The sequence below is a fragment of the Sphingomonas sp. OK281 genome (assembly GCF_900115295.1).
GTDB lineage: Bacteria > Pseudomonadota > Alphaproteobacteria > Sphingomonadales > Sphingomonadaceae > Sphingomonas.
This window is the reverse complement of sequence record NZ_FOVZ01000003.1, coordinates 17,866-37,012: the sequence shown is the minus strand read 5'-3', so window position 1 is coordinate 37,012 and position 19,147 is coordinate 17,866. Positions and strand designations below refer to the sequence as shown.

Sequence of the window (19,147 nt, the reverse complement as noted above, 5' to 3'; positions counted from 1 at the left end):
CATCCCTTCCGGTCGCTCCAAATATGCCGGCCAAGCGTTAACCAAAGGTTCGACCGCGGCATGGCACGGGGAAATTTGTTCCCGCCATGGTGGCGGCGGTACGCAACGCTGACGCCTGTCCCGCGTTCTGTGTGATGAAGCTGGCGCACCGCCATCGGTTTCACGGGGACTCGGCCACTGACCACATATCCAACCGGCTGGACCGTCCTGGAGACCGTCCGGCACCTTGCCGCGGCATGGGATCAGGACAATTCCCACGAGACATTCCCGGCGGAGCGGATCGCGGACCTCCACGGCGCGGGCGCGCTGGCCGCGTTCAAGACGCTGGCCACGGGCGTGCAGACCGACGCATTGCTCGACGTTCTCCGCGCGATCGGTGGCGCCGACCTCAGCCTCGGGCGGGTGTTCGAAGGGCATGTGAACGCCGTCCAGCTCGTCGCGACCTATGGCAACGATGCGCAGCGAAAGGCCCTCGATGCGAATCTCGCGGCGGGCAAGGTCTTCGGCGTCTGGAACACCGAACCCGCACCGGGACTCGCGATCCATGCCGCGGGCGACGATCGCTGGACGCTCGACGGTGCGAAGAGCTTTGCGACCGGGGCCGGGCATCTCGATCGCATCCTGGTGACGGCGCGCGACGCGCACGGCGACAAGCAGCTCGTGCTGGTCCCGATCACGGACGAGACTACGCGGACCGACAATTCCGGATGGCAGGTGCGCGGGATGCGCGGCACGTGCAGCGGGCGGTTCGACTTCACGGGTATGGAGATCGGCCGCGAGGGCGTGATCGGGGCGCCGAACGACTATGAACGCGAGCCACGCTTCAGCGCGGGCGCGTGGCGGTTTACGGCGGTCCAGCTCGGCGCGGTCGAGGCACTCGTCAGGCATCTGCGCGATCACCTCGTCGCGACCGGCAAGGGGGCGGACCCGATCCAGCGCGCGCGGTTTGCCACCTGCCTGACCGAGACGCGGAGCGCCGGGCTGTGGGTGCGCCAAGCCGCGCATCTGGCCGAGTCACAGGCGAGCGACGCGATCCCGCTGGTGCTGATGACGCGCGGCGTGGTCGAGGACGCGGGGCTGCGGACGATGGAGGCGGCCGCGCGCTCGGTCGGCACGGCGTCGTTCTTCGCGGCCAGCCGGATCGACCGGATTACGCGCGATCTCGGGCTCTACCTGCGCCAGCCGGTCCCGGACCAGGCGCGCGACCGCGCGGCGGCGGCGTGGCTCGAGGATGATTGCTGGGGCGACGATCGGTGGTGGTAGCACCGGGCGGCAAGGTCTGGAGCAACCTCACGCGGCGGGCACGGCGGATGTCGGCCAGCACGGCGGCGGGGCAGGGGCCTTGGCTCGTGCTGGCGCCGCATCCCGATGACGAGACGCTCGGCTGCGGCGCGTTCATCGCCTCGGTAACGGCGGCAGGTGGCCGGGTTCATACCGCGTTCCTGACCGATGGCGCGGGATCCCATCCTGATGCACCCGGCTGGAGTGGAAAACGGATCGCGGGGCTACGGCGCGGCGAAGCGCAGGCGGCGTTGAAGGCTTTGGGCGGCGAGCAGGACGCGCTGTATCTCGATTGGCCCGACGCGTCGCCGGCTTCGAAGGGCGACCCGCTGTTCGTGCGCAGCGTCGATCGACTGGCCGCATGGTGCAAAGCCCGCGGCGTCCGCCAGATCGCCGTGACGTGGTCCGGCGAACCGCATTGCGACCACGAGGCCGCAGCCGCACTCGCCAAGGCGGTGGCGAGCAGAGCGCATTGCCGCCTCTGGCAGTATCTCGTCTGGGGCTGGACCGTCCCCGACCTGACCAAGCGCCTGCGCCGCGCGCGTGTGCTGTCGATCGCCACGGCATGCGGACGGCCCAGACAGCGTCGCGCAATGGCGTGCCATCGCAGCCAGCGCGGCGGGCGGATCGTCGGCGCGCGCGAGAACTTCCGACTACCCGACGCGATGATGCGGCTGATGGACCGGCCGAACACCTTGTTGCTGGAGACGCGCGATGCGCCGTGAACACTCGATCGAGCCCGAATATTTCGAAGCGCTCTACAAGGACAAGGGCGACCCCTGGGAGTTCGAGACCAGCCCGTACGAGGCGGCGAAGTATGACGAGACACTGGCCGCGTTGCCGAAGAAGCGGTTCGAGAGCGCGCTGGAAGTCGGCTGCGCGAACGGTGTCCTGACCGCGCGGCTCGGGGCTCGATGCGATGCATTGCTCGCGCTCGACGTTTCCGAAACCGCGGTCGCAGCGGCACGCGAACGATGCGCGGACCAACCCCATATCCGCATCGAGCAGCGCCGACTTCCCGAAGACGCTCCCGCAGGGACGTTCGACCTGATCCTGCTGTCGGAGTTAGTCTACTACTGGGACAGCGTCGACATCGTCCGGCTGGCCGCATACGTCCGCTCGGCGGCGGTGTCAGGCGGGTATGTGATGCTGGTCCACTGGATCGGCGAGACCGACTATCCCAAAAGCGGGGACGACGCCGTTGCCGAACTGCACGCTGCGCTCGGCGACCGCGTCACGGTCGTTCGCAGCGATCGGCACGAAGCGTATCGGCTCGACCTCTGGCGCCTGGAAGACGCGCGTTAGTCGGATCAGCGTCTGCGCCTCGCGGATCGCATCGGGCAAGGTCGCGAAGCTGAGCTGGTCGCCCGGGTTAGCAGAAGAGGGATCCAGCGCCGCCGTCACCGCATAAGTCTCGTGGAGCGGCGCATCGACCGGCTGGTCGATCCACCGCGCGACCGCGTCCGCCATGCCACCCGGCGCACGGCCCGAAATTCTGCAAGACGTGAAGACGCGGACGTCGAGAGGATGCCGCACCTGCCCGCCATGCGCGCGAATCCGATCGAACAGCGCGCGGTCCTCGGCAACCGGCGGGGTAGGGGCGCCACCAATCCGGCGGTACATCGCGTGCGTCACCGCGATACTCGCGCCGCCCTCATAGAAATGGCGTGGCCAGGGATCATGGGCTTCGGTCTCGGCGCGCGCGCGGAGATAATCCAGCGCGGTATAATAGCGCCCGAGTTGATCAAGCCGCCGCCGAGCCGTAGCGCCAAGGCTCGCCCGGTCGGACCGAAGGGTCAGCGCGCGACCGGCTACGGCGTCGTTACCCGCGTCGACATGCGCAACGATTCGAGCGATCCAGTCCGCGGAGACGTTCGTGTCCGCATCGGTCGACAGCAGAAGATCGGCGTGATGCGTAAGCAGCCCAGCACCAGCGTCAAGCGCTAGCCGCCGGGCCCAGCCGGCGTGCCGTGCACCCGGCAGAAGCGAAACGGCCGACCATGCGAGCGTCGCATGCGTCGGCCGCCAGTTCGTCAAAATATCGATCGTGCCGTCGGTACAATCGTTCGCCATCGCAACGATGACGACCTTGCCGCCATACCGCCCCGCCGCACGATCCAACGCGTCGAGGCAACCAAGCAGATACTGGTCTTCGTTCTTGACCGGAATGGCGATCGCCACCGCACGCCGAGCGTACGGTGGCGACGATCCGGGTTTGAACGAAGCGATCAAGCCGCCTCGGGGTTTTCGAACGCAGGCGCGTCGAGGTCGACGTTCAGTTCGCGGTCCCAGATGCGCAGCTTGCCGAGCGTCTTGAGGAACGCATCGACGTCGCCCTTGCCGCCCAGCGCGATCACGCCGTCGTCCATGTCCTCGTCCTCGATGCCGGCCTTTTCCAGGAACGGCTTCGCGTCGGCGTTGAAGCCGATGAACTTGGCATGCCCGAACGCATCGCTGACGAAGTCCTTGGCGGTCTTGTCCTTGCCGAGCTTCTTGGCCCCGTCCGCCGACACGACGATCGCGACCGCATCGTAGAGCACCGAAGGCGCGCCATCGATCTTCTGCTTGCCTTCCGCGAGCGTCCCGTCGTCGAGCGTCGCGCCGGCAACCTTCGGTGCGATGATCTCGTACGTGGCCTTCGCCGCGACGATCCCGTCTACCAATGCCTGCACGATCGCTGCCGGAGCCCCGTCGGTGACGAGGATGCCGAGCTTGCGACCCTCGAAGCTGCCGCTGGTGTTCTTCAGGATGCTGAGCGCATCCGAAGCCGGCAGGTCGGTACGCGTCTCGACCGCAGCCTTCGCCTTGGGAGGCATCGCCTTGAGCCCGAGCCCGGTCGCGACCGTCCTCGCGAGCTTTTCGTCGATGTTCAGCAGATGCCCGACCATCAACTCGCGGATGTCGACGCGCTCTACCTTCGACAGCTCGAACGTCAGCGCATCGCCGATGTGCTTCTGCTCGATCTCGGTCTGGCTGATGAAGAACTGCCGCGCCTGGCTGTAGTGATCGGCGAACGTTGCCGATCGCACCTGCGCCTTGCGTCCCGTCTCCTGCGACGGGAAGTGCTTATAGCCCTTCGTTGGGCTCTCGCGCGGCGTGCCGGCCCAGCTGTTCGGCTCATAGTTCGCACGGCCCTTGCGGGCATGCATCGCCATGTGGCCGTCCTGCTGGTAATTGTTCACCGGAATCTTCGGCGCATTGATCGGGATATGCGTGAAGTTGGTGCTGCCCAGGCGCTTCAGCTGCGTATCGAGATACGAGAAGTTGCGGCCCTGCAGCAGCGGATCGTTGGTGAAGCCGATCCCCGGCACGATGTTCTGCGTGCAGAACGCGACCTGCTCGGTTTCGGCGAAAAAATTGTCCACCAGACGATCGAGCTTGAAGCTGCCGATGATGCGGACCGGGATCTGCTCCTCGGGAATGACCTTGGTTGCATCGAGCACGTCGAACTCGAAATTGTCGGCGAACTCGTCGTCGAACAACTGGACGCCCATGTCCCACTCGGGGAAATTGCCCTGGTCGATCGAGTCCCACAGGTCGCGACGATGGAAGTCGGGATCAGCACCGTTGATCTTGACCGCCTCGTTCCACGCAACCGACTGGAGCCCCAGCTTCGGCTTGAAGTGGAACTTGACGTAGGTGCCCTTGCCCTCGGCATTGACGAGGCGGAACGCATGCACGCCGAAGCCCTCGACGAAGCGAAAGCCGCGCGGGATGGTGCGGTCGGACATGATCCACATGACCATGTGCATCGATTCCGGGGTCAGGCTGATGAAGTCCCAAAAATTGTCATGCGCGGTCTGCGCTTGCGGGAAGCCGCGGTCGGGCTCCTGCTTGGCGGCATGGATCAGGTCGGGGAACTTGATCGCGTCCTGGATGAAGAACACCGGGATGTTGTTCCCGACGACGTCCCAATTGCCTTCCTTGGTGTAGAACTTCACCGCGAAGCCGCGCACGTCGCGCGCGAGATCGGCCGAGCCCTTGTTGCCCGCGACCGTCGAGAAACGCAGGAACATCGGCGTCTGCTCGCCGACTTCGGTCAGGATGCCGGCGCTGGTGAACTCTTCCAGGCTCTCGGTCAGCGTGAACGTGCCGTGCGCGCCATAGCCACGCGCATGGACGACGCGCTCGGGGATACGCTCGTGATCGAAGTGGAAAATCTTTTCGCGGAAGTGGAAATCCTCGAGCAGCGTCGGCCCGCGATCGCCGACCTTCAGCGAATTCTGGTCGTCGAATACCGGGATGCCCTGCTGCGTCGTCAGCACGTCGCCGTCGCCGCTGGCGACCTGGTGGAGTTCGCCGCCTTCGCCGATCTGCGTTTCGAACTTGGCGCCCTGCGGGGGCGTGCCGGTATCCTTGGCGATGGTCTTGGTCATGTGCCGTCCTCGTAGCTTCTCAGGACCCACAGCGCGCGGCGTGCCGTAAGAGTTGCACCGAAAATCGCGAGTTAACCCAGATCAGCAAGATTGCCCGACGCAAGGCGTAGCCAGGGAGAAATGCCGGAGGGCGCGCGTTAACCCGCGATAATCCCCAGCGAAAGATCAGCCATGCACATCGACCTGACAGGCCAGGCCGCGATCGTTACCGGCGCGAGTTCCGGCCTCGGCCGCGCCTCCGCCATCGCCTTCGCCAAGGCAGGCGCGAAGGTCGCGGTCAACTACAACAGCAGCGCGGACAAGGCGCGCGAAGTGGTCGAGGCGATCGAGCAGGCGGGTGGCGAGGCTTTCGCCTGCGAGGCGGATACGTCGGACGAAGCGGCGGTCCTGAAGCTCTTTGACGAGACGGTCGAGCGCTTCGGCGGCGTCGACATCGTCTTCGCCAACGCGGGCATGCAGAAGGATGCGGCCTATGCCGACCTTACGCTAGAGGACTGGAAGCGCGTCATCGACGTCAACCTGACCGGCCAGTTCCTCGTCTCGCGCGAGGCGGTGCGCCGGTTCCGCAAGCAGGGCGACCGCGGCGTCAGCCGGTCGATCGGCAAGATCCTGTTCATGAGTTCTGTGCACGAGGTCATCCCCTGGGCGGGCCATGCCAATTACGCCGCATCGAAGGGCGGCAGCGGGATGCTGATGCGGACGCTCGCGCAGGAGATCGCCGGCGACCGCATCCGCGTGAACGGCATCGCCCCCGGCGCGATCGCGACCGAGATCAACGAAGATGCGACCGCCGACCAGGACAAGCTGCTCGAACTCATCCCCTACGGCCGCATCGGCGACCCGGAAGACGTCGCCCGCGCCGCCCTGTTCCTGGTGTCGGACGCGGCGGACTATATCGTCGGATCGACGCTGACGATCGACGGCGGCATGAGCCTGTATCCCGGCTTCCGCGATAATGGATAAGCATGGCGTATCGATCGCGGATCACGGCGCGATCGGTAATCTGGAGACGATCGCGCTGGTCGATACGGCCGGGACGATCGACTATCTCTGCTGGCCGTGCCTCGATAGCGCGTCGGTTTTCGCGAGGCTGCTCGACAGAGACAAGGGCGGGCATTTCTCGGTCAAGCCCGACCTGCCCGACGCGAACATAGTCCAGATGTATCTGCCCGAGACCAACATCCTGCTGACCCGCTGGATGGCGAATGCGGCGAGCATCGATCTGGTCGACCTCATGCCGGTCGGTAACGACAAGGACGATGCGCCGTCGCGGCTGGTCCGCCGGCTGACCTGCACGCGCGGGTCGGCGACGGTCCGCGTCCGCTGCGCCCCGCGGTTCGACTATGGCGTGATGGGCCGCACGGCTTCCGTCACGACGTCGGGCGCGGACGTGTCGCGCGGCCGGTTCGACCACGAGAGCGGCCTCGCGCTCGCAGTTCACGGCGCAGCGACGCTCGTCGCGGACAACTGCGACCTGACCGCAGACATCCACCTCAACGAAGGCGACACCGTCTCGCTGATCCTCAGCAACCCCGACGACGTCTCGCTCGATACCGAAGCGCTCGACGCGATCGTCGAGAAGGACCTGAACTATTGGCGGACCTGGAGCCGCAAGTCGCGCTACCGAGGCCGCTGGCGCGAGACCGTCGAGCGTTCGGCAATGACGTTAAAGCTGCTCACCTCCCGCAAACACGGCTCGATCGCCGCCGCCGCCACCTTCGGCCTGCCCGAAGCGCATGGCGGCGTCCGCAACTGGGATTACCGCGCGACGTGGATCCGCGACTCCTCGTTCACCGTCTACGCCTTGCTACGGCTAGGCTATCAGGGCGAGGCGGTCGGCTTCCTCCACTGGGCGATGGACCGCGCGCAGGCGTGTTCGAAGGGTCATCTCGGCGTGATGTACGCGCTCGATGGCGGCGAGATCGCCGACGAACGCAAGCTCGACCTCGCCGGGTTCGAGGGCGCGACCCCGATCGTCGTCGGCAACGAGGCGAAGGACCAGACGCAGCACGACATCTACGGCGCACTGCTCGACGCAACCTATCTCGGCAGCAAATACGGCGAGCCGATCGCGCATGACTCCTGGGTGGCGATCGGGCGGATCGTCGATCAGGTCTGCGAGACGTGGGACACGCCGGACTCGGGCATCTGGGAAGTCCGCGGGCCGAATAAGCATTATCTCCACTCGCGCCTGATGAGCTGGGTCGCGGTCGATCGCGCCGTGCGGCTCGCGCAGAAACGCTCGCTCCCCGCGCCGCTGGTCCGCTGGTCCGAGACGCGGACGGCGATCCACGACGATATCTGGGCGAACTTCTGGAACGACGATCTCGGCCGCTTCGTCCGCGCGATCGGCGCCGCGCCGGAGGATCTGGCGGTCGACGGCGCGCTGCTGATGATGCCATTGATCCGTTTCATCGGCGCGACCGACCCCAAGTGGCTCGCGACGCTGGAGGCGATCGGCGAGGACCTGTCCGACGACGGGCAGGTATATCGCTACCGGATCGACGACGGCTTGCCGGGGCAGGAGGGGACGTTCGTCGCCTGCTCGTTCTGGTACGTCGAATGCCTGGCGCGGGCGGGGCGGCTCGACGAGGCACGGCTGAACTTCGAGAAGCTGCTCGCGCATGGCAACCATCTTGGCCTGTTCGCCGAGGAGATCGCGCAGGACGGCAGCTTCCTCGGCAATTTCCCGCAAGGCTTCAGCCACTTGGCGCTGATCAGCGCGGCCTTCTACCTCGACCGTGCGCTCGACAGCGACGGTCCGCGGGAATGGGCATGACCTTTTTCACTGACGCAAGGACGACAGCATGAACCTCGATATCACAGGCAAGATCGCACTCATCACCGGCGCGGACAGCGGCATGGGCAAGGAAACCGCCCGGATGCTGCTCCAGGAAGGCGTCCGTGTCGCGATCACCGACCAACCCGGCGGCGACCTCGACGCGAGTGTCGAGGACCTGAAGGCGCACGGCGAAGTGATCGCGGTCGAGGCCGACCTGACCAAGCTCGACGACGTGAAAGCGTTGTTCACCAAGGTCCGCGAACAGCTAGGCGAGCCGAATATCCTGGTCAATTGCGCAGGCGTGACCGGTGCGACCGGCGACTTTCTCGACGTCGACGATGCCGGCTGGCAGTCGACGATCGACATCAACCTGATGGGCGCGGTGCGCGTCTGCCGCGAGGCGATCCCGGCGATGCGCGCCGCCAAATGGGGCCGCATCGTGCTGATGAGTTCGGAGGATGCGGTGCAGCCCTATGTCGACGAGCTTGCCTATTGCGCGTCGAAGGCGGGGATTTCCAGCCTGTCGAAGGGGCTGTCCAAGGCTTATGGCTGCGACAATGTGCTCGTGAATACCGTTTCGCCCGCGTTCATCGCGACGCCGATGACCGACAAGATGATGCAGAAGCGCGCGGACGAGAAGGGTACGAGCTTCGACGAGGCGATCGAGACGTTTCTAGAGGAGGAGCGGCCGGGGATGACCTTGAAGCGTCGCGGGACGGCGGAAGAGGTCGCGTCGGCGATCGTGTTCCTGTGCTCGGAGCGGGCGAGCTTTATCAACGGCGCAGATATCCGCGTGGACTCGGGCTCGGTGATGACCGTGGCCGGCTGAGCCGCCACCCTCCGTCATGCCGGGCTTGTTCCGGCATCCACCGTTCCGCAAACTCGATAGTCGTAAGTTTGCGGAACGGTGGACCCCGGAACAAGTCCGGGGTGACGGAGAAGCTTACCCCTCGAACAAATCCTTAAACTGCCGCGGCTGCGACCGCAGATACTGGTTCGGCGCCTTCACCTTACCCCCAAGATGCGCCGCCGCATGCCAGGGCCAGCGCGGATCGTACAGGATCGTCCGAGCCAGCGCGATCATGTCCGCATCGCCCGTCCCGACGATCGCCTCGGCCTGCTCGAAATCGGTGATCAGCCCAACCGCGACGACCGGGATCGACACCGCCTGCTTCACCGCCCGCGCAAGCGGTACCTGATAGCTCGGCCCGACCGGGATCTGCTGCGCGGGCGTGATCCCACCGCTCGACACGTGGATCGCACTGCACCCACGCGCCTCCAGAGTCTTCGCAAACGCCACCGTCTGGTCAGAGTCCCAGCCGCCCTCGGCCCAGTCGGTCCCCGACACGCGCATCGTCACCGCGCGCTCGGCCGGAAACGCAGCGCGGACGGCGTCATACACCTCAAGCGGGAACCGCATCCGGTTCTCCAGACTGCCGCCATACTCATCCTCGCGCCGGTTCGACAGCGGCGACAGGAACTCATGCAGCAGATAGCCATGCGCCGCATGCAACTGCACCGCGTCGATCCCGAGCCGCGCCGCGCGCACCGTCGCCGCCACGAACGCATCGCGCACCCGCGCCAGCCCGTCGGCGTCCAGCGCGACCGGAGCATTCTCCTCGGGCAGGAACGGAACCGTCGAAGGCCCCTCGGTCTGCCACCCGTTCGGCTCACCCGGTGCGATCTGCAGCCCACCCTTCCACGGCACCTCGCACGACGCCTTGCGCCCGGCATGCGACAACTGGATCGCGATCGGCATGTCGGACCAGCGCCGCACGCTCTCGATCACGCCCGCCATCGCCGCCTCGGTCGCATCGTCATACAGCCCGACGTCGCCGTACGTGATCCGCCCCTCGGGCAGCACCGCGCTCGCCTCGATCGTCAGCAGCGCCGCGCCCGACAGCGCGAGCTGACCCAAATGGATCTGGTGCCAGTCGTTCATGCAACCGTTGGTCGCCGAATATTGGCACATCGGCGCGATCACGATCCGGTTCGCGAGCGTGAGGTTGCCGACCTGAAGCGGCTCGAACAGTTTCGGCCCGCTCATGCGGCGATCGATCGGATGGTGGAAGGCATGCGCATGTCCCTTGATCTGTGAGAAGGTGCGGCGAAAACTCGCTGCTGCTGGCGGAACATAGGAACGGGCGGGCGGGTTTCACGGCAAGGAATGCTGCACCGCGATAAAGTTCGGTCGGCGACACGAAAAGGGTCCTCGCATTGCATCTACTGCCCGACACGCTCGACGCCGGCTCGGCCTATCCCCTCGGCGCGACCTTCGACGGCCTCGGCGTCAACTTCGCGGTCTATTCCGCCAATGCTGAGAAGATCGAACTCTGCGTCTATGATGAGACCGGCCGCCGCGAGCTGAAGCGCTATCCGCTGCCCGAATGGACCGACGAAGTCTGGCACGGCTACCTCCCCGACGCGCAGCCCGGCCTCGTCTACGGCTACCGTGCCCACGGTCGGTACGCGCCCGAGGAAGGCCATCGCTTCAACCCGAACAAGCTGCTGCTCGACCCCTACGCCAAGCAGATGATCGGCGAGCTCCGCTGGACCGACGCGATGTACGGCTATCAGGTGAAGTCGCCGCGCGCGGATCTAAGCTTCGACAAACGCGACAGCGCGCTGACGATGCCGAAGGGCGTCGTGACCGACAGCCATTTCGACTGGTCGCGCGACGTGCGCCCGAACACGCCCTGGTCCGAGACGGTGATCTACGAGGCGCACACCAAGGGCCTGACCAAGCTGTTCGAGGAGGTCCAGCCCTCCGAACGCGGCACCTTCGCGGCGCTCGGCAATCCCAAGGTCATCGATCACCTCAAGCGCCTCGGCGTCACCGCGATCGAGCTGCTGCCGATCCACACCTACATCCAGGACCGCTTTCTCCAGGAGAAGGGTCTGCGCAATTACTGGGGCTATAACACCCTCAATTTCTTCACGCCCGAGCGCTCGTTCTTCGCGACCGACAGTCACGACGAACTCCGCCGCTCGATCCGCCGCCTCCACGCGGCCGGGATCGAGGTGATCCTCGACGTCGTCTACAACCACACCTGCGAAGGCTCGGAACAGGGCCCGACGCTCTCCTGGCGCGGCCTCGACAACGCCAGCTATTACCGCTTGGTCAAGGACGACCCGCGCTATTCGATCAACGACACCGGCACCGGCAACACGTTGAACCTCACAAAGGCCCGCGTGATCCAGATGGTCGCGGACTCGCTGCGTTACTGGGCGACCAGCTTCGGCATCGACGGCTTCCGCTTCGATCTGGGCCTGACGCTGGGCCGGACCGACACCGGCTTCGATCCGGGCGCAGGTTTCTTCGACGTGCTCCGCCAGGACCCGGTACTAGGCAGGCTGAAGCTCATCACCGAGCCCTGGGACATCGGCCCCGGCGGTTACCAGCTTGGCAACTTCCCCCCCGGCTTCGCCGAGTGGAACGACAAGTACCGCGACACCGTGCGCAAATTCTGGCGTGGCGACCACGCGCAGCGCGCCGATCTCGCCGCGCGCCTGACGGGCTCGGCCGATCTGTTCGACCGCCGCGCACGCCGCCCCTGGGCGAGCGTCAACCTGCTCGGCGCGCATGACGGCTACACGCTCGCCGACACCGTCGCCTACGAGGAACGCCACAACGAAGCGAACGGTGAAGACAACAACGACGGCCACTCGAACAACTGCTCCTGCAACTGGGGCGTGGAAGGCCCGACCGAAGACCCGGCGATCATCGAGACCCGGTCGCGCGTGATGCGCTCGATGCTGACCACGCTGTTCGCCTCGCTCGGCACGCCGATGCTGGTCGCGGGCGACGAGTTCGGCCGCACGCAGAACGGCAACAACAACGCGTACTGCCAGGACAACGAGATCAGCTGGCTCGATTGGGAGAAGGCGAAGTCTCCCGAAGGCGATGCGCTGATCGACTTCACCGCGCGGCTGATCGCGCTCCGCCGCGACTATCCGATGCTCCGCGCGGAAAACTTCCTCTACGGCGAGGACACGCCGGCCGAGGGGCTGAAGGACATCGAATGGTGGGACGAGCGCGGCTTGCAACTGACGCCCGAGGACTGGGAAAACACCAACGGCCGCGCGCTGGTGATGCGCCGCGCGTGCGAGCAGGAGTCGGGCGAAGTACAGGTCATCTCTCTCCTGCTCAACGCGTCGGAAAGCCCGCTGACGTTCCATATGCCGCCGCCAGCAGAGGTCGAGCGCACCGTGCTGATCGACAGCAGCAAGCCGGAGCAGGGCGCGACCCTGATCAAGGACAGCTACGAACTGCCGCAACAGGGCGCGGCATTGCTCTCGTGGACGATTGCAGCGGCATGACCTGGGGACCGACGCTTTCCGAGGACGGGACGGTCTTCCGTCTCTGGGCACCCGACCGCGATATGGTGACACTCGAAATCGCCGATGGCGACGCGGTTCAGATGACCCCCGAACCGGAGGGCTGGTTCAGCGCGAAGGCACCAATCGGCGCCGGCGCTCGGTATCGGTTCCGGCTCGCGGACGACCTGACCGTCCCAGACCCCGCTGCACGGGCACAAGACGGCGGCGTCCACGGCTGGAGCGTGGTCGTCGACCGTGACGCCTACGCGTGGCGCACCCCGGACTGGCGCGGCCGACCGTGGGAAGAGATGGTCATCCAGGAGGTTCATGTCGGCACGCTGGGCGGCTTCGCAGGCGTTGCGGACCACCTTCCGGCGATTGCCGAACTCGGCATCACCGCGGTCGAACTCATGCCCGTCAACGCGTTCGGCGGCACCCGCAACTGGGGCTATGACGGCGTGCTCCCCTACGCCCCCGCAGAAAGCTACGGCACACCCGACGACCTGAAGGCGCTGGTCGACCGCGCCCACGAACTCGGCCTCGCCGTGTTCCTCGACGTGGTCTACAATCACTTCGGCCCCGACGGAAACTACCTCGGCGCCTATGCGAAGGGCTTCTTCCACGCCGAAGTCGACACCCCATGGGGCGGTGCGGTCGCGGTCGACCAGGCGCCGGTCCACCGCTATTTCGTCGACAACGCGCTGATGTGGCTCAACGAGTACGAGTTCGACGGCCTGCGCTTCGACGCGGTCCACGCGATCGAGAACGACGGCTTCCTCGACGCGATGGCCGCCGAACTGCGCGCGAAGACCGCCGGCCGCCACGTCCACCTCGTCCTCGAGAATGAAGGCAACGACGCCGACCGACTCCACCCCGCCGCGTTCGACGCGCAGTGGAACGACGACTTCCACAACGTCCTCCACGTCCTGCTCACCGGCGAAACCAGCGCTTATTACGCCGACTTCGCCGACCGCCCCGCCGAACGCCTCGCGCGGTGCTTGGGCGAAGGCTTCATCTACCAGGGCGAAGGCTCCCCCAACCACGACGGCAAGCCGCGCGGTAAGCCCAGCGCGCACCTCTCTCCGACCGCATTCGTCGCGTTCCTCCAGAACCACGACCAGATCGGCAACCGCGCGATGGGCGAGCGCCTGACGCTGCTCGCCGACAAGCGAAAGCTCCGCGCCGCCACCGCGTTGCTCCTGCTAGGCCCGCAGATACCCTTGCTCTTCATGGGCGACGACCACGGCAGCGAAAGCCCGTTCCTGTTCTTCACCGACTTCCACGACAATCTAGCCGACGCGGTGCGCGAAGGCCGGCGCAAGGAATTCGCCAAGTTCGCCGCCTTCGCCGATCCCGAAGCGCGCAAGGCTATCCCCGACCCCAACGCGCACGAAACCTTCCTCCAATCGCGAGCTCGGCCCGGCGCCGACGCGGCCAATTGGCAGGACTTATATCGCACCCTGCTCAAGATCCGCCACGAGCAGATCATTCCCCGCCTGCGCGACACGATGGCGATCGGCGCCGAGGCGATCGGGGAGGGGGCGGTCGTTGCGCGCTGGAAAATGGGTGACGGCGCAATCCTGACAATTGCGCTCAACCTTGGCGACGATGTCGTTGATTTTCCTGCACTAGAGACTTCGCCGATCTTCACCGATGGCGAACCGGGGGAGGCTGCCAGCGTGGCAGTCTGGCTGGATCGATGAGCAGCCTCCGAACACTCGCTGTCGCGGCCGGCCTGCAACCCGAATGGCAGGACGCAGCGGGTCGTCGCCAGACCGTCGCCGATAACGCGTTACAGGCGATTCTGGATCGTCTCGGCCATCCGTCCGGAAGTGAAAAGCAGATCGCCCAAAGCCTCGCCGCGATCGAAACTCGAAACGCGCAGGGTGTCCGTTTCCTGTCCGTCGATGTGGGAGACCCGATCCGGCTGACATCGAAGGTATCAGGCAACGCCGAACTTACGTTCGAAGACTGTACGACGCGCTCCGTCACGGTCGATAACGGCGAGTTGAGTCCGATAAGTCAGAGCGGCTACCACAAGCTTGAAATCAATGGCGAAGTCATCGAAATTCTCGTGGCACCACGCCGCTGCTACACGATCGCCGACGCGCTACCGGGCCGCAAACTCTGGGCACCCGCCGTCCAGATCCCGAGCCTTCGCACCGACGAGCCGAAGGCGTTTGGCGACTTCGTTTCGCTAGCAGATGCCGCCCGAGCCTTCGGCCAACGCGGCGCTGATGCCCTCGCGATCAGCCCAACCCACGCGCTGTTCCCCGCCGACGCCAGCCGGTACAGCCCCTACGCACCCACGAGCCGGCAATTCCTCAATGGCCTGTACGGCGACCCGGCCGCATTCGGTGCACAGTCCAACAGCCGCGACTTTCCCGAACTAATCGACTGGGAGGCCGCGATCCCCAAAAAGCTCGCGCGACTACGCAAGAGCTTCGACCAAGCGCTTCCACGGATTGAAGAAACCCTGACGGCGTTCAGGCGACAAGGTGGCGACGACCTCGAACGCCACGCCGAGTTCGACGCCCTCCACGCGCACTTCTTCGCGACCACCCGCGCACGGGGCTGGCAGCAATGGCCCGCCGAGTATCACGATCCCGCTAGCCCCGCCGTCCGCCGCTTCGTCACGGAGCATGCGGACGACGTCACGTTATACATCTTCCTCCAATGGCTAGCACGCCGCGACCTCGACGCCGCGCAGACGGCCGCCAAGGACGCTGGCATGGCGATCGGCCTCATCGCCGATCTCGCCGTCGGCATGGACCCCGGCGGCAGCCACGGCTGGAGCCGGCGCAGCGATCTGCTGACCGGCCTGTCGATCGGCGCGCCGCCCGATCCGCTGGGACCGGATGGCCAGAGCTGGGGCATCACCGGTTTCGATCCGCACGCGCTCCGTGCAAGCGGATTCGCCTCGTTCATCGCGACGATCCGCGCGGCACTGGCGCACGCCGGCGGTATCCGCATCGACCACGCGTTCGGCCTGCGCCGCCTATGGGTCGTCCCCGAAGGCGCCTCCGCTGCAGAAGGCGCCTATCTCGACATGCCGTTCGACGACCTGATGCGGATCGTCGCGATGGAGTCGCACCGTGCCAAGGCGATCGTCATCGGCGAAGACCTCGGCACCGTCCCCGATGGCTTCCGCGAGGCGATGGACGCGCGCGCCATGCTCGGGATGCGGGTGTTGTGGTTCGAGCGCGATGCGGACGGCTTCGTCCCGCCCGCTAAATGGTCGCCCGACGCGGTGGCGATGACCGGTACGCACGATCTCGCCACCGTCGCAGGCTGGTGGAGCGGCCGCGATATCGACTGGACATGGGACCTCGGACGCAAGTCCGACGCTGCCGACAAACCCACGGACCTCGCCGCTCGCGCCGAGGACCGCGTCGCGCTCTGGTCTGCATTCGACATCGGCACCGAACAGCCAACCCCCGAAGACACCGACCCGGTCGTCGACGCCGCCATCGCCCACGTCGCCGGCACGCCTTGCGCGCTTGCCATCATCCCGATCGAAGACCTCGCCGGACTGATCGAGCAACCCAACCTTCCCGGCACGATCAACGAACACCCCAACTGGCGCCGCCGCATGCCAGACACGACCGAGGCGCTGCTCGCCCGCCCCGAAGTCGCCGCTCGCATCGTCACGCTCAACGCCACGAGACCCGCATGATCCCGCCTACAACGCCGCGCGCAACCTACCGCTTCCAGTTCCACAAGGACTTCACCTTCGCCGATGCGGAGGCGCTTGTGCCGTATCTCGACGCGCTTGGGATCAGCCACCTCTACGCCTCGCCGATCACCACTGCCCGCAGTGGCTCGACCCACGGCTACGACGTCGTCGACCCGACCCGTATCAACCCTGAACTGGGCGGCGAGGACGCCTTTCGAAGCCTCGTCGCCGCCCTCCGCGCGCGCGACATGGGCGTCATCATCGACATCGTCCCCAACCACATGGGCGTCGCTGGAGGTAAGAACGCATGGTGGAACGACGTTCTAACACACGGTGAAGCCAGCGAATTCGCGCGCTACTTCGACATCGACCGGCGCGAGAAGCTGGTCCTCCCGATCCTCGGCGATCCGCTGGCAGAAACGATCGCGAGCAGCGCGCTCAAGGTCGAGCAGGTCGCCGGCCGCTACGTCCTCGAAGCGTACGGCGAACATCGTTTACCCCTCCGCGACGAGGACCAGGCAACCGCGGCAACCGACGACATCGCCGCGCTCATCGACCGGCAGCACTACCGCCTCGCCTCATGGCGCGTGGCGAACGACGAACTCAACTGGCGGCGGTTCTTCACGATCAACGACCTCGCCGGCCTCCGTGCCGAAGACCCCATCGTGTTCGACGCCACGCACGCTCTCTATTTCCGCCTATACGCCGAAGGACTGATCGACGGCGTCCGCGTCGATCACGTCGATGGCCTGACCAACCCCGCCGGCTATTGCCGCCAACTCCGCGCGCGCCTCGACGCCATCGAGCGCCCCGCGGAAGCGCCCGCCGGTCCGGCCTACATCGTCATCGAAAAGATTCTCGCCGGCGGCGAACCGCTCGCCAAGGACTGGGCCGTAGACGGCACCAGCGGCTACGACTTCATGGAGCAGGTCACGGCGCTCCTGCACGCGCCCGGTGGCGCCGAACCACTCGCAAACCTCTGGGCCGACATGAGCGGCCGCTCCGCCGACTTCGCGCCCGAGGAACTGTGCGCGCGACAGGAATTGCTCGCGTGGCAGTTCGATGCGCAGCACCGCCGCTGCGTCGAGGCGTTCGTGGCGCTGGCCCGCTCGACACCCGACTGCGATGGACTGACGAGGGGCATGCTTCACCGCGCGATCGAGCGGCTGCTCTGGGTCTTTCCGGTGTATCGGACCTATGGAACGGTCGAAGCAGCGCCAAGCGCAGACGCCAGAATACGCGAGATGGTCCGCCAGCGGGTCGCGGAATTCGTCCCTCCCGGTGAAGACATGGTCGTTGACCGGATCCTGTCCTGGCTGGCCGGTGAGGGCCCCGGTAATGCACCACTCGCCGCTGAGGCCGTCCGGAAATTCCAGCAGCTCTCCGCGCCGATCGCGGCAAAAGCAGTCGAGGACACCGCCTTCTACCGGTACGGCCGCTTGCTCTCGCGCAACGACGTCGGGTTCGAAGCCGCGCGGATGTCGCTCGACATCGACGCCTTCCACGCCGCGATGACCGAGCGCGCGCGAGACTGGCCGTCCGCCATGCTTGCCACCGCGACGCACGACCACAAGCGCGGCGAGGACGTCCGCGCGCGGCTCGCGGTGCTCAGCGAGATACCCGATCTCTGGCGTTCGCGTGGGGAGCATTGGTTCGAACTGGCTGCCCCCTATGCGGACGGCGTTGATCCCGCCGACACCTATATGCTGCTCCAGACGCTGTTCGGTGCATGGCCGACGAACCTTCGCGCGGCGAACCCAGAAGCCCTTTCAGAATATGCCGAGCGGATCGTCGCATGGCAGGAAAAGGCGTTACGTGAAGCCAAGCTCCGGTCGTCCTGGGAGGCGCCGGACGAGGCGTACGAGACCCGCTGCCACGATCTCGCACGTGCATTGCTCGATCCCCAGCGGTCGGCGGCGTTCCTCGGCGACATTACAGCGCTCGTCGATCTCGTCGCGCCGGCAGCGGAGGCGAACAGCCTCGCGCAGGTAGCATTGCGTTACACCGTTCCAGGCGTTCCCGACCTGTATCAAGGCACCGAGACCGACGATTTGAGCCTCGTCGATCCGGATAATCGGCGGCCGGTCGACTATCTTGCGCGCGAGCAAATGCTCGCAACCGCATCCGATTCGAAGGTCGCGTTGATCGCTCGCCTGCTGGCGCTACGGCGCCAGTATCCAGCGCTGTTCGCGGGCGGCTCGTACGAACCGATAGCCGTGGCGGGTGCCCGAGCCGAACACGTCATCGCGTTCAACCGCGTGCATGACGGCAAGGCAGTGCGGTGCGTAACGGCCCTGCGCAGCGCCGGACGTTACGTCGACGAAGTCGATGCCAGCGACTGGTGGGCGGATACCGCGCTGTCGTCCGGCGAAACGATCGCCGATCTGCTTGGCACGTCAGCCGTTTCGGTCGTCGTGATGGATGCCGTAGTGAGCTGACCAAGCCGTTGCTAAACGACGATTTCTCAACAGGAGCACGTTCATGAAGATCAGCGCACGCAATCAGATTTCCGGCACCATCGTCTCGATTACGCCGGGTGCGGTCAATGGCTCGATCAAGGTCGATATCGGCGGCGGCAACGTCATCACCGCCAACATCACCGAGGAGGCGATCGCCGACCTCGCGCTCGCGACCGGCGACACGGTCACGGTGCTGGTCAAGGCCAGCGACGTCCTGATCGGCAAGTGATGCCGCGCCGCCCCGGCTGATTTG

Annotated in this window: 13 protein-coding genes and 1 pseudogene; 11 read left to right on the top strand and 3 right to left on the bottom strand. The window is 66.1% G+C overall.

The window, feature by feature from the left end; all coding sequences use genetic code 11:
* Window positions 1–336 precede the first annotated feature (336 nt).
* Genes BM244_RS11645 through BM244_RS11635 form a run of 3 tightly spaced genes read left to right on the top strand, consistent with a single transcriptional unit; the run spans window position 337 to window position 2,586 of the window.
* Window positions 337–1,263: an acyl-CoA dehydrogenase family protein gene (locus tag BM244_RS11645; RefSeq protein WP_139226921.1), complete on the top strand. Its 927-nt coding sequence runs from the start codon at window positions 337–339 to the stop codon at window positions 1,261–1,263.
* On the top strand, window positions 1,254–2,006 hold the full coding sequence (locus BM244_RS11640; RefSeq protein ID WP_093399148.1) for a PIG-L deacetylase family protein: 753 nt from the start codon (window positions 1,254–1,256) through the stop codon (window positions 2,004–2,006). The genes BM244_RS11645 and BM244_RS11640 overlap by 10 nt, the downstream gene beginning before the upstream one ends.
* Complete coding sequence (locus BM244_RS11635) at window positions 1,996–2,586, top strand: class I SAM-dependent DNA methyltransferase (RefSeq protein ID WP_093399147.1); 591 nt, start codon at window positions 1,996–1,998, stop codon at window positions 2,584–2,586. The genes BM244_RS11640 and BM244_RS11635 overlap by 11 nt, the downstream gene beginning before the upstream one ends.
* Window positions 2,587–3,096: 510 nt before the next feature.
* Here the strand turns inward: BM244_RS11635 and BM244_RS23550 are convergent.
* Both BM244_RS23550 and BM244_RS11625 read right to left on the bottom strand, forming a co-directional pair.
* Window positions 3,097–3,462 (bottom strand): annotated as a pseudogene (locus BM244_RS23550) (glycosyltransferase); the annotation flags it as partial.
* 47 nt (window positions 3,463–3,509) lie between these two features.
* Window positions 3,510–5,657 (bottom strand): catalase, encoded by a 2,148-nt coding sequence (locus BM244_RS11625; protein WP_093399145.1) that lies wholly within the window; start codon window positions 5,655–5,657, stop codon window positions 3,510–3,512.
* Window positions 5,658–5,828: 171 nt separating this feature from the next.
* On the opposite strand from BM244_RS11625, the gene BM244_RS11620 reads away from it, so the two are divergent.
* Genes BM244_RS11620 through BM244_RS11610 form a run of 3 tightly spaced genes read left to right on the top strand, consistent with a single transcriptional unit; the run spans window position 5,829 to window position 9,268 of the window.
* Window positions 5,829–6,620, top strand: coding sequence for a glucose 1-dehydrogenase (locus BM244_RS11620; RefSeq protein ID WP_093399144.1), 792 nt, complete (start codon window positions 5,829–5,831; stop codon window positions 6,618–6,620).
* Window positions 6,613–8,436, top strand: coding sequence for a glycoside hydrolase family 15 protein (locus BM244_RS11615; RefSeq protein WP_093399143.1), 1,824 nt, complete (start codon window positions 6,613–6,615; stop codon window positions 8,434–8,436). The genes BM244_RS11620 and BM244_RS11615 overlap by 8 nt, the downstream gene beginning before the upstream one ends.
* 28 nt (window positions 8,437–8,464) lie before the next feature.
* Window positions 8,465–9,268, top strand: a complete 804-nt coding sequence (locus BM244_RS11610) for an SDR family NAD(P)-dependent oxidoreductase (protein ID WP_093399142.1) — start codon at window positions 8,465–8,467, stop codon at window positions 9,266–9,268.
* Window positions 9,269–9,382: 114 nt separating this feature from the next.
* Here BM244_RS11610 and BM244_RS11605 read toward each other — a convergent pair whose 3' ends face one another.
* Window positions 9,383–10,486 carry an NADH:flavin oxidoreductase/NADH oxidase gene (locus BM244_RS11605; RefSeq protein WP_093399141.1) on the bottom strand — a complete coding sequence of 368 codons (1,104 nt, stop codon included), beginning with the start codon at window positions 10,484–10,486 and terminating at the stop codon, window positions 9,383–9,385.
* A 170-nt stretch (window positions 10,487–10,656) separates the two neighbouring features.
* On the opposite strand from BM244_RS11605, the gene glgX reads away from it, so the two are divergent.
* From glgX to BM244_RS11580, 5 genes are read left to right on the top strand one after another with little or no spacing between them, the layout of a single operon-like run.
* The gene (glgX, locus tag BM244_RS11600) at window positions 10,657–12,759 is read left to right on the top strand and encodes a glycogen debranching protein GlgX (RefSeq protein WP_093399140.1); all 2,103 of its coding nucleotides are present in this window, start codon (window positions 10,657–10,659) and stop codon (window positions 12,757–12,759) included.
* A complete protein-coding gene (gene treZ, locus BM244_RS11595) occupies window positions 12,756–14,462 on the top strand; it encodes a malto-oligosyltrehalose trehalohydrolase (RefSeq protein WP_093399139.1) in 1,707 nt (568 codons plus the stop codon). The genes glgX and treZ overlap by 4 nt, the downstream gene beginning before the upstream one ends.
* A complete protein-coding gene (gene malQ, locus BM244_RS11590; RefSeq protein ID WP_093399138.1) occupies window positions 14,459–16,435 on the top strand; it encodes a 4-alpha-glucanotransferase in 1,977 nt (658 codons plus the stop codon). Before treZ ends, malQ begins: the two co-directional genes overlap by 4 nt.
* On the top strand, window positions 16,432–18,873 hold the full coding sequence (treY, locus tag BM244_RS11585) for a malto-oligosyltrehalose synthase (RefSeq protein WP_093399137.1): 2,442 nt from the start codon (window positions 16,432–16,434) through the stop codon (window positions 18,871–18,873). The genes malQ and treY overlap by 4 nt, the downstream gene beginning before the upstream one ends.
* Window positions 18,874–18,916: 43 nt before the next feature.
* Entirely contained in the window at window positions 18,917–19,123 is a 207-nt protein-coding gene (locus tag BM244_RS11580; protein ID WP_093399136.1) for a TOBE domain-containing protein, read from the top strand.
* Window positions 19,124–19,147: the final 24 nt, after the last annotated feature.

What these genes read in the sequence shown, in the direction of transcription:
- BM244_RS11605 (WP_093399141.1), bottom strand. Translation starts at nt 10,486, where the DNA reads ATGAGCGGGCCGAAACTGTTCGAGCCGCTTCAGGTCGGCAACCTCACG.
- BM244_RS11635 (WP_093399147.1), top strand. Translation starts at nt 1,996, where the DNA reads ATGCGCCGTGAACACTCGATCGAGCCCGAATATTTCGAAGCGCTCTAC.
- treY (WP_093399137.1), top strand. Translation starts at nt 16,432, where the DNA reads ATGATCCCGCCTACAACGCCGCGCGCAACCTACCGCTTCCAGTTCCAC.
- BM244_RS11580 (WP_093399136.1), top strand. Translation starts at nt 18,917, where the DNA reads ATGAAGATCAGCGCACGCAATCAGATTTCCGGCACCATCGTCTCGATT.
- BM244_RS11610 (WP_093399142.1), top strand. Translation starts at nt 8,465, where the DNA reads ATGAACCTCGATATCACAGGCAAGATCGCACTCATCACCGGCGCGGAC.
- BM244_RS11625 (WP_093399145.1), bottom strand. Translation starts at nt 5,657, where the DNA reads ATGACCAAGACCATCGCCAAGGATACCGGCACGCCCCCGCAGGGCGCC.
- treZ (WP_093399139.1), top strand. Translation starts at nt 12,756, where the DNA reads ATGACCTGGGGACCGACGCTTTCCGAGGACGGGACGGTCTTCCGTCTC.
- BM244_RS11615 (WP_093399143.1), top strand. Translation starts at nt 6,613, where the DNA reads ATGGATAAGCATGGCGTATCGATCGCGGATCACGGCGCGATCGGTAAT.
- malQ (WP_093399138.1), top strand. Translation starts at nt 14,459, where the DNA reads ATGAGCAGCCTCCGAACACTCGCTGTCGCGGCCGGCCTGCAACCCGAA.
- BM244_RS11620 (WP_093399144.1), top strand. Translation starts at nt 5,829, where the DNA reads ATGCACATCGACCTGACAGGCCAGGCCGCGATCGTTACCGGCGCGAGT.